The sequence below is a fragment of the Candidatus Persebacteraceae bacterium Df01 genome (assembly GCA_030386295.1).
Taxonomy (GTDB): domain Bacteria; phylum Pseudomonadota; class Gammaproteobacteria; order Tethybacterales; family Persebacteraceae; genus Doriopsillibacter; species Doriopsillibacter californiensis.
In genome coordinates, this window is record JANQAO010000003.1 from 189,689 (window position 1) to 200,549 (window position 10,861).

A 10,861-nucleotide genomic window follows, 5' to 3' on the forward strand; every position below is an offset into this window, starting at 1 on the left:
GCTATCCACCACCCAAAAACACGAAATAGACACCACTACGTAGCGGAAAGCCGGTAAAGAAAAGGCAAAATACAACCATGGACGAATTGATATTTAGGAAAGAAATAATGCGCACCGGCACATTCAGTGATAGCGCTGGAGTAACGCATACATTTAATTCTGATTATCTGGATCAGATTCAAGCATCATACAACCCTGACGATCCAGCACCCGTTGTATTAGGGCACCCAACAAACAATGATGCGCCCGCATTTGGCTGGGTGACGAAACTCAGTCGCACGGGCGATAGATTAGTAGCTACGATACGCGCGAATAGCGCTGAATTCATGGATTGGGTTCGTAATGGCCGCTACCCCAAGGTAAGCGTTAGCTTGCATCAGCGCGATAGCACATCTAATCCCACCCCGGGCAAACCTAACTTAAGACACCTAGGCTTTTTGGGTGGAGCAAGTCCGGCAATACCCGGACTTGCTCCAGCTAACTTAAATGCTGAAGATGATTATATTACCGTCGATTTGACAGATACAGAGACACCAATAAACACAGTGGTTGCCGATCAGTTCGCAGATCAGTTAGCCGTGATTAACGAGCGCAAAGCCGAGCTAGATTCTCAAGCGGCAGCACAGGCTGCACGCGAAGTCGAATTTGCGGCAAAACAAAACGAACTAGATGAGCGCGATACCGCCATTCGGGAAGCTGCGCGCAAAGAAGTCGTACATAAATGGATCACAGAAGGCAAGCTGCCGCCCGCATTTGCAGACAAGGCACAAAAAATATATGCAGCCTTGCAAGAGCCGCAATCAGCTGACTTCTGCGAAGGATTAGCGGCAGACAATTTCGTTGCATTGATGGACGGGATGTCGAAGACAGGATTATTTTCGGTGCTGGAAGATACCCCCCCAGCACCACGGATGAGTGCTGACACTGCCGGCAAACTCATAGCTAATTATGCAGCAGAAAACAACCTATCACTAAGCGAGGCGCAGCAGCAACTCGCATCAGAAAGAAAAATACCAGGAAAAATACCAGGAGACATGACACATGAGTAATCAAATATTAACCACATCACTAGAGGCGGCAGCGGACCTACCGGGTTGCTGCATTGTGCGGCCGACCGCCGACGGCATTGTAAATCTAGCGACAGCCGGCAGTCATCTAAGCATCGGAATTACAGATAAGCGTGGTGGCAATAGCGGCGAACAAGTCGGCGTTATAGTCAGCGGCATCGCGGAAGTAGAGGCATCAGCAACTATCGTACGCGGTGCGGCAATCACAGCGGCAGCCGACGGCAAGGGCGCGACAGCAGCCAGCGGTAATCGCGCTATTGGTGTCGCACTGGAATCAGCATCAGCGGGCGAGACCGTGCGCGTGCTAATCGGCATACACACCGCTTAAGGAGGATAAAAAATGACAACACAAGCACACCAACAGGATAATAGATTATCTCAATTAGCGATTGCGTATAGCAATATGCCCAATTCATTCATTGCCGAACAAGTGGCAATGAGAACGCCGGCAAACAAATACGGTCAATACCAAAAGTTTAGTGATGGTTCGTTTTTTCAGGCGGTCGAAACTAGGATGGCCTATGGTGCTCGCGCCCAAGAAATAGTGACGGCATCATCGCTAGAGGCGTTCTCATTAGATAGCCATGGAGTTGACGCGTTCATAGACCGCGCAGAAAATCGCCATGTCAGCGCGGATAGAGAGAGAATGAATCTCCTAGAAGACGCCGCGCTACAATCGGTACTCGCAACGATGAGGATCAACCACGAAGTAGAAGTTCGTGATGTCGTATTCGACACCACGAACTATGCATCAGCGTTGCAGTTCGCACTAGCCGGCGGTGATCAATTCGATAATGACGCGTCTGATCCAATTAAGACCATCACCAACGCAATTAAAGAGGCCATCGCCCGACCTAATGTTGCAGTGTGCGGTATGAATGTAGCGCACGCGCTACGATCAAACCCTAATATTAATAAGGCAGTACACCGGACAAATGGAGATGCCGGCTACCAATCACTGGATTCGATAGCCATGGTGTTGGGCCTAGATAAGATTATTGTCGGCGAAGCATGGGCAGCGACCAGCGATAATACAGCACCAACAAGCAGAATATGGGACAGTGCTGATACGCTCGCATTGGTTCGCGTGGGCGTGCCGACTGATTTGCGTTGTGCCAATGCTGCGGCTTTCGCGGTGACGGCGACAGAACACGGCGGGATGATCGTGCGCAAGTGGAACGAAGATAATCGCGGACCAGAAGGTGGTACTGTTATCCGGCCGGTTGACTGTCGGAAGGTGATCCACCTAAGCGAGATTTCTGGTGCGATCATAACTAACTGTCTGACTTAATAGTGACGTATGCGTCGTTAGCCGATCTGACCGACCGGTATGGTGAGGCGGAGCTTATCCGCCTTACCGACATTGAGGCCGTACGCAATAACGCCATCAATGAGACCGCAGTGACATCAGCGCTCACTGACGCATCCAACGAAATCAACGAATATGTAGGGCTGCGTAACCCAGCGCCACCAGCACTCATCACCATAGAATGCCGGATTGCTTATTATCTGCTCCAGCGGAATCTGCCGAATGAGGCAGCGCGGCTTGGGTACGAAGACGCCATCCGTAGACTTAAAGACATTAGTGCGGGGCGGGCTGTATTGCCGCTGGCTGATGCCGAAGCAACAGCAGCAGAAACAGCAGCTGACAGCGAAGCAATTCCACTCGATGCGCGGAACGGTAGCGATAGCCTCGGCACATTCAACGATAGCGCAATGCGGGGATATTAATGGGAGCACTATCTATCATTCCGAGTATTGCCGCAGTCGCCGCGCGATTACAAAGCCATGCCAGCACATCAGGCTATGATATTCGTGTTGGCATTGATCAGTTGTATGCTCCACTGCAAAAAGGCATTGTGGTCATTAATGGCGAGACGAGTGCGGATGCACCAGCAACAATTGGTAACTATATTCAGACTGTACGCGTACAAGTTGCGTGTGTGATTATCGCGCCGAGCCACACCATACAAGGTGAAACTATAACCGAACTAGAGCGTGTGGCGGCTGATGTCCGTGAGGCACTGATTGGACACGTCCTAGATAACGCATTTACTGAGGTGATCTATGTTGGCGGCGGACGCCCGGAGACACCGATTGACAGCTTACCGTTTTCTATCACGCAAGAATTGTTTGGTTATACAGCCGAACTAAGGAGAATAAATGACTAACAAAAATAAAAAAATAAGACATTGGGCACAAACCAATATCTTTTGGGACGGAGCATTAATTAAAAAAGGCGAAGAAATCCCAGAAAACAAAACCAAAAGCAAAGACTTTGAGCGACTGATAAAAGGCAAGAGTATCTGGTCGGATAAGGTGGCGGAAGAAAAAAAACCAGCAAGTAAACCTAGTATAGCTAGCGGAGTATAACGATGTTAAAATCCAACAATAGTATTATCCTCGCCAAGGTCGAGACGACATCAGGGACGGATGCTATCCCTACAGGCGCAGCGAATGCAATACAAGTAAGCAATATAGAGCACACGCCCATTGCCAGTGATACGGTTGATTTGCCGCGGAATACGGGATACTTCGGGCACGGGCCGCAACTATTAATTAATAAACGCGTGACTATTGCGTTTGACGTGGAGGTATCCGCAGCGGGTGCAGCCGATACGGTACCAGCATGGGCACCGTTATTGCGTGGGTGTTTGTTTAACGAGACCGTTACTGTCGGCACATCGGTGTCATGGTCGCCTATCACCAACAACGCCGAAACACTGACGATATATGTATATAGAGATGGCGTTGTGCAGAAGCTAGTCGGCTGTCAAGGAACATTTACGCTGACATTATCTGCGGGTGGTGCTCCATCATTCAGATACACATTCACTGGTTCTTATGCTGGGCCGAGTGACGAAGCCAATCCAACAGCAGCGCTATCGGCATTCCGTACGCCGCTTGCTGTTGATTTCACTAATGCAACATTAGCGATACACGGTTACGATGTTGTATGTAATGAATTTAGTATTGACATAGCCAATGCGGTGACATCTACCGACATTATCGGCAGCAATGACATTGTTATTAGCGAGCGAGCGCCGGTGGGCTCGGCAACAATAGACTATACCACCGTAGCGGATAAGAATTGGATTGATATTGCACGAGCGGCGACTGGTGGACCACTGGCATTTGTTTTAGGTGAGTCGGACGGTTCGGGTGGGCGCACTGCCGGCACAATATTCAAAGTTGATTGCCCCAATATCAGCCTCGGCGCACCGACATTCGGTGACCGCGATGGTATCTTGACGGCAACTATTCCGTTGCGGTTAGTGCCAGATGCCGGCAATGACGAAATCATAATCACAACACAATAATGACAATACGCACCTCAGCAACGGTAACACTAACAGGTTCATGGACAAACCTCGGTGCTGGTCCTATATTTGGGAACACCAACGGGCACAATAAGGGATTCCTAGAGCTTGGGTATAGCGACGGTTCTACGGCACCAACAGTGGGGATTCCGGTGGGGGATGATTTTGCCGTCGTGTCATCACGCACAGAGAATACATGGCTGCGCACAACTACTGGGGCAAGTATTGAGTTTCGTTACTATGCATATGAGAATACGCAGTAAGCGATTTGATTATTGGGTGGGATATTATCCGCGTCACAATAACGTATGCCGTATTCACGTTGGTTTTGGCGGTGGTGGCAGTAGCGGCGGCAGCGGACAGACTGCCGAACAAGTAAACTCAGCTATTACGGAGGCCCTGGCGCAAATACCGCAGCCGATGTTGCCGAATGCCGTCTCTGCTTCGGGCCCAGCCAAGCGGGGCTTGGGCGGCACAGGCACGTCAGTATTTCTGACTTTTCCGCCAGATCAATCTACAAGCAGCGATGCTGCCATAACTGGCACAGGCGATGAAGTAACCAATAACCCAGCAGGGGCTTACTCTATCAGGCTGAACGCTTTTCTCGATGAGCGCAACTCAAGCGGTAATCCAAGAAAAAATATTGAGACTAGACTATATAAAACCACCACACGCCTCTCTGAATATGATAGTCAATCGTGTTACCTTCGGGTAGTAGCTATTGATGGTCGCCTAGGCGCAAATTATCAAATAAATCTTGATGCTGGTGACACAATAAAATTTCAAGCCTATGTAATCCAGGCGCAAACATCAACCAATGTAAATCTTAAACAAAGGTATTTACGGGTTGATAGATTTGCCTTGTGATGAAAAAATTAAACGAATAATGATAATAGAGCTAGTTAGGTTCTATACGGATGGTTCCTGCACCGCGGGGGCGCTATATTGTCAAGATAAGCAGCTGTGTTATGTGCTCGAAGACAGAATGCGCAATAAAAAAATAAATGATATTACTGCCATACCAATCGGGGAATATCCCATTACCCTACACACGGCGGGGGGATTTCATGAACGATATAAAAAAAAATATCCCGAACACAAAGGCATGTTGCTGCTCAACAACATCCCTAATTTTAAGTGGGTACTAATCCACATCGGCAACACAATAGATGATACCAGCGGCTGCCTACTCGTCGGCAATGAATTACGCCTAGGCGAAAAAACAAACTGTAGAGTAGTACACAGCACAGTGGCCTATCGTGCTATTTATCCTCATCTTGCCGCTGCGGCGGCTTCTGAAGAAGGGCTGACAATAAAAGTAATAAATGGCTGTCCATTTGATTTTGGCGGCATTCCGGCCGCCGCATAACAGGAGCAAAAATGATACTCATTCAAAAAGATTTACAGGTCAGTTGGCCGGTTACCGTAAGCGTTGCCGCTGATGGCGGTGTGGTGACTGAACACGTTACTACGATGATATTGCGCGCGCTAAATAAAAAATCCCGAAACAAAATGCACCAAACACTGGATGAATCACGAGCATTAACTATTCGCTCATCGGCACAAGCAAAACAAAAAATAGAGGACGTGCTAGACCAAATATGCGTGGATAATGTATTGGGGTGGGATGATGTGCAGGACGCAGATGGGAAAAAAATATCCTTCAGCGAAAAAAACTTACTGGCGGCTATGGATGCCATGCCGGCGCTACGTGATGCTATTGTTCAATCGCTGGCAGACATAACGCTGGGAAAGCCCGCCGCCAGCACCTCAGACAATATATAGAGTGGGCAGATGGCGAGATGAAAGCCAAAAGCGAAAACGGCAAGAAAAATCTCGCCGCCGCCGCCGCCGCATTTGGCTTAGCGATGGCAGCAGAACCTCCCCCACAAAAATCATTCAAGCTGTGGCGCGGCGTGGTGCGCAGTGTATCGATATTTAATCAACTGCCCGATTCGGTGTGGCGGCATTACTTCCCGCCGATGGGCGGTAACGTGCTATTGCTGGGGCTTGATTGGGCGGCGGTTGCGGCGTTGTTGTCGTTGCGTTGTCCGCGCATTGCGGGGACAAAAATGACAACACTATTAGATGACCTGACAGCAATGGAAGCGGTGACCGTCAGCATCCGCAACAGAGTAAGAAAATGACGTTAACTGTACCTATTACCATTAACGCCGATACGGGCGACCTCGATGCAGCACTCAAAAAAGTAACCAACCAATTAACTGGGCTGGGTAGCGCGGCGCAAAAATCATCTGCCAAACTCACTACGCTCACCGGGCGGTTGAGTGGCAACGCTAAAGCAACAACAATAGCAGCGACCGCCAACAAAGGATATGCCGTTGCATCCCGTGGTGCGGCCTCGGCAACGAGCCGAGCAACCGCCCAACTCACCAAGGCCAACGTAGTAACAAATCAATTTAGCGGCGGCATGAGCGCCGCTACACAAAGCCTTATTGCTTTTTCTGCTTCTTATGTTGGAGTGCGACAGGCCGTATCCGCACTAAACGACCTCGGCAACATACGAAATCGACTATCGCTAGTGACAGATAGCACCCGCGAATTAATAGACATACAACAACAATTATTTGATATATCGTTGAAAACTCGTAGTTCGTTCGTATCCACTGGTGAGCTATACGGGCGCGTAGCGCTATCAACAGATGAGCTCGGACGAAGCCAGAAGGAATTATTAGAGATCGTAGAGATTACCGCCAAAGCAGTAGCCATATCCGGCGCGACAGCGGAGAGTGCTGCTGGCGGATTAGTTCAGTTTGCACAAGGGTTAGCAAGTAACCGACTGCAAGGCGATGAGCTGCGGTCAGTTTTGGAGAGTTTGCCGGGGTTATTTGCTACGCTACAGCGCGGGCTGAACGTCAATCGCAGCCAACTAAGACAGCTGGCTGAAGAAGGTAAGCTGACGGCGGAAGTGATTATCAACGCGATACTATCGCAGAACGAAGCCGTTAGTGAACAATTCAGCAGGCTAGCACCGACCATATCTCAGGGATGGCAACAGATCAGCACTGGTGTATTACGCTATGTGTCGGCGATGAATGATGCAAGCGCCGCATCAAAAGGACTGAACAAAGCCATGGAAAACTTAGGTCAGAATTTTGAGGGCGTGGCCGGTGCGCTAGCGATTATTGTTGGTTCTGGTGAATTGATTTTGGTGGGGCGGTATGCGTCACAAGCAGCGAAAGCATTGGGTACACTCACGGTTGCCGCGGCAACAGCAGCGGTAGCGGCAACAGGACTAAAACTAGCGGTTGGCGGATTGGTTGGCGTTGCCGTAGTTGGCTCAATTCATGGAATGTTAAAAGCAATAGATACATTGAAGAATGGGACAGTCGGCGCGACACTCGAGGTCACGAAGTTAGATACTTTTATTAGCAACTTGGGTAAGGCGGGAGCCAACAACGTAGACGCACTACAAACAAAAATTACCGAACTCGAAAAACGAATAGCATCAATCCGCCGCACTTTTGGGGAGCTTAATAATAAGGAGCTGGTAAACGACACAATAGATGAACTCACGAATCAACTCAAGACACTTCGCGGAGCATTATCAGCAGCCAAAAAAGGACTAGCGTCAGACGGGAGTGTTATACCCGAGCAAGAAACAAGGAAAGCACCTACCGATGAAGCAACCGCAAAAAAAACAGCAGATGCATTATTGCAAATTACCACTGGATTTGAGCGTGACAGGATTGCGTTGATTACCGATAGCTTTGCTCGTCAGCGAGCGCAAGCACTGGCAGCATTTGACGACAGGATAAAGCAAATTAAACAACTGGAAGTGGGCGAAGCAAAACTAGCGGAATTACGGGGTACAGCAGCAGGGTTACGCGACCAAGCTATCAGCCAGATTAATGCAGCGGAGTTGCGCGCGAATGTAGATGCGCAGGCAGCAGAATTTAAACGCGAAAAACAAGCCAGAGAAGATTATTACAACGCAGTCAAAACTAATGTAGACAATCTAGCAGACGACTATCGCCAAGACGAACAAAACCGTAAAGAATATGTTAATGGCGTGCGTAATAATACCGATGCGCTGGTGGAGCAATTCCGCCGTGAGCAGGATGTCACACTCGACATTGAGCAGCGGCGGGCAAAATTTCGCAAGGAGCGAGCAGACGCACTCAGTCAACGCGATATTTTTGGCGGCTTTGACGCTGGCGATGAGCTGGGGGTGCAAGCGGATATCGACTTCGCGACCATCAGCCGCGACCAGACACTCAACGACATTGACCAGCAGCAAGGCGTAGGCGAAATCACACCCGAACAAGGGTTTGAGCTGCGCGAATTAGCACAAGAAGAATGGCGGCTAGCGCTAGAGAACATACAAGACCAGACAGCGACAGCAGCAGAAGAATTGCGGGATACGCTGGCCGGTGCTTTTGTCGTTGACGTCAGCAGCTTAGGTACCCTAGAAGGTGCGGTGGAGTCATTACGCGCACCAATCCAAGGATTGTCTCAGGTAGCACTCGAAGGAGGTAGCGCATTGGAGACATACGCTAAGGGATATATTGCCGCCGTCGCTAAAAAGATAGCCGCCGCATCACTAGAGTTAGCGGCGGTAGCTACATTAGATTTGATCGCACAATCTTTTGGAGTCAAGCCTGGCACAGTGCTGCGTGCCTACTATGGCGATATGGCAGTTGATGCAGTTACCGGCGGTAACAGCAGTCCACAGTCAACGTCTGCAGGTCCACCAGCTCGGGCATATCACTCCGGCGGTGTGGTCGGACACCATACTGGGACTGAGCGACATGTGCCGCCGGGAACATTCGCTAATGCGCGGCGGTTTCATAACGGTGGCCTAGCTGGCGACGAAGTGCCAGCAATACTACAGACGGGCGAACGCGTGCTCAGCAGAGATGAGGCGCGCAATTACAGCAGACCGACGAACGTCATTATTAATATGGTTAACAATGGGGAAGCAGCTAATGTATCAGCGACTGCAACGCAACGCGATACTGGCGAAGGCGACGAAGTAATAGTGGACATTGTCGTTCAAAGCATAGCCGAGGGTGGACCAGTAGCTAAAAGCATCAGCCAGCAATTCGGGCTGACCGCAACACCAGTCTAATGCGCGAGATATCACTAGCATCTACTGCCGCATGGAATCGGATGGACGTATCCGACCCGCCATTATTGTTGGTCACGCTGAGTGCGCCTGATTATCAGTATGGAGATCCTATAAGATATGTGCCGGATGTACTCAGCATTGACTCGAACGGTAATACGTATTCTGCTTTTGCGCTGCAAATTGGACTACCTACTGATGCAGCGGTGCCACGAGCAACGCTCACACTAGGCAACGTCGATAAACAGATTATGCCGAACATAATGGATGGATCATTGCGCGGTGCAGTAATTAAGCTGGAGGTCATCCGGCGCAGCGAACCCGATGTTGTAGAAGCGGAGATTGATTTGATTGCCGATAGCATACGCGCAGAAGATGACCGGATTGTCTGTAGGCTGGTGAATGGAGCTGAATTGGGTGCGGCGGCCGTCCGCATTAACTACAATAATAATACAGCTCCAGGACTCTTCGAATGAAGTGGGCAAATAAATATCTAAGACGACGGCCACTAAGCTGTGCGCATCTAGTGGCGGACGTATTGCGGGAGGAATGGGGTGTGGACATCCCCCTACCGACACCGCACGGTACTGAAGCACAACGGCTATTTAAAGTGCATTTTCCTTGTGCCACGGAAGAGTGTATTAATCCGACCGACGGCGACATTGTTGTATTCGCTCGAGGACGAGCGAAGCACATTGGTATCGTAGTCATGCGGGGCGGGGTGCCCTATGTATTACACGGTGGCGGCGGCGGACAATTTGTGACGGCGGTGGAGTCGGTGTCGCGAGTGGCACAGCGAATGCGCCTCGAAGGGTATCGGCGATTAGTGCGCGATCCAGCAGGAGCGCTAAAAGATAATGGACTGGTAGCAGCAGAACCCACATCTATTTTTCTTGTTTTTGCCGCTGCGGCGGCGGTATCGGTGGGAGCAACACTACTCGCTGGGTTATTCTCGCCTAGTGTATCGGAGTTTAATTCAGAGTCAGAAACGACAGCCAGCAACACCTACAGCCTGTCCGGCGGCAGCAACAAGATACGTGCTTACGAACCGCTACCGCTGATATTCGGGAGGGTGCGAGTGTATGCTGATTATGCTGCTATGCCGTATGTGTACTATGATAAAGATGGCGAGCAGCATATCGCCGCCATCTATAACTTCGGATATGGCGATTTACGCGGCGTAAAATATCAACTTGGTGATACGGACATTACTGAGATACAGAGCTTAGTTATTGATAATATTAGTGGGACACTAGTAGCAGATGAAGACAGAGGAGATTTAGGTGGGAGTTATTTTATTAGAACCAGAGAATTGTTGGGTATTAGAGGTGAGGCTACCGGAAGAAAATTAAGGCACTCTATAGCAGATCGTGGGGGGAGGTAAA

14 protein-coding genes are annotated in these 10,861 nt (G+C 49.8%); all 14 read left to right on the forward strand.

Going from position 1 to position 10,861, the window contains the following annotated elements; genetic code table 11:
- Window positions 1–77 precede the first annotated feature (77 nt).
- The 14 genes from NQX30_05595 (at window position 78) to NQX30_05660 (ending at window position 10,860) form a co-directional block, all read left to right on the forward strand.
- Window positions 78–1,049 (forward strand): hypothetical protein, encoded by a 972-nt coding sequence (locus NQX30_05595; GenBank protein ID MDM5147840.1) that lies wholly within the window; start codon window positions 78–80, stop codon window positions 1,047–1,049.
- The gene (locus tag NQX30_05600; GenBank protein MDM5147841.1) at window positions 1,042–1,395 is read left to right on the forward strand and encodes a DUF2190 family protein; all 354 of its coding nucleotides are present in this window, start codon (window positions 1,042–1,044) and stop codon (window positions 1,393–1,395) included. Before NQX30_05595 ends, NQX30_05600 begins: the two co-directional genes overlap by 8 nt.
- A gap of 12 nt (window positions 1,396–1,407) precedes the next feature.
- Window positions 1,408–2,358: a hypothetical protein gene (locus tag NQX30_05605; GenBank protein MDM5147842.1), complete on the forward strand. Its 951-nt coding sequence runs from the start codon at window positions 1,408–1,410 to the stop codon at window positions 2,356–2,358.
- A gap of 2 nt (window positions 2,359–2,360) precedes the next feature.
- On the forward strand, window positions 2,361–2,798 hold the full coding sequence (locus tag NQX30_05610; GenBank protein ID MDM5147843.1) for a DUF1320 domain-containing protein: 438 nt from the start codon (window positions 2,361–2,363) through the stop codon (window positions 2,796–2,798).
- Entirely contained in the window at window positions 2,798–3,238 is a 441-nt protein-coding gene (locus NQX30_05615) for a hypothetical protein (protein MDM5147844.1), read from the forward strand. The genes NQX30_05610 and NQX30_05615 overlap by 1 nt, the downstream gene beginning before the upstream one ends.
- A complete protein-coding gene (locus NQX30_05620; protein MDM5147845.1) occupies window positions 3,231–3,440 on the forward strand; it encodes a hypothetical protein in 210 nt (69 codons plus the stop codon). The genes NQX30_05615 and NQX30_05620 overlap by 8 nt, the downstream gene beginning before the upstream one ends.
- 2 nt (window positions 3,441–3,442) lie before the next feature.
- Complete coding sequence (locus NQX30_05625; protein MDM5147846.1) at window positions 3,443–4,387, forward strand: phage tail tube protein; 945 nt, start codon at window positions 3,443–3,445, stop codon at window positions 4,385–4,387.
- Between the two features lie 159 nt (window positions 4,388–4,546).
- Window positions 4,547–5,254: a hypothetical protein gene (locus NQX30_05630; protein ID MDM5147847.1), complete on the forward strand. Its 708-nt coding sequence runs from the start codon at window positions 4,547–4,549 to the stop codon at window positions 5,252–5,254.
- A gap of 19 nt (window positions 5,255–5,273) precedes the next feature.
- Complete coding sequence (locus tag NQX30_05635) at window positions 5,274–5,756, forward strand: DUF5675 family protein (protein ID MDM5147848.1); 483 nt, start codon at window positions 5,274–5,276, stop codon at window positions 5,754–5,756.
- Between the two features lie 11 nt (window positions 5,757–5,767).
- Window positions 5,768–6,172 carry a hypothetical protein gene (locus NQX30_05640; protein MDM5147849.1) on the forward strand — a complete coding sequence of 135 codons (405 nt, stop codon included), beginning with the start codon at window positions 5,768–5,770 and terminating at the stop codon, window positions 6,170–6,172.
- Window positions 6,173–6,189: 17 nt separating this feature from the next.
- The gene (locus tag NQX30_05645) at window positions 6,190–6,534 is read left to right on the forward strand and encodes a hypothetical protein (protein MDM5147850.1); all 345 of its coding nucleotides are present in this window, start codon (window positions 6,190–6,192) and stop codon (window positions 6,532–6,534) included.
- On the forward strand, window positions 6,531–9,479 hold the full coding sequence (locus tag NQX30_05650) for a tape measure protein (protein ID MDM5147851.1): 2,949 nt from the start codon (window positions 6,531–6,533) through the stop codon (window positions 9,477–9,479). The genes NQX30_05645 and NQX30_05650 overlap by 4 nt, the downstream gene beginning before the upstream one ends.
- Window positions 9,479–9,952, forward strand: coding sequence for a hypothetical protein (locus NQX30_05655; protein MDM5147852.1), 474 nt, complete (start codon window positions 9,479–9,481; stop codon window positions 9,950–9,952). Before NQX30_05650 ends, NQX30_05655 begins: the two co-directional genes overlap by 1 nt.
- Complete coding sequence (locus tag NQX30_05660) at window positions 9,949–10,860, forward strand: hypothetical protein (GenBank protein MDM5147853.1); 912 nt, start codon at window positions 9,949–9,951, stop codon at window positions 10,858–10,860. Before NQX30_05655 ends, NQX30_05660 begins: the two co-directional genes overlap by 4 nt.
- Window position 10,861 lies beyond the last annotated feature (1 nt).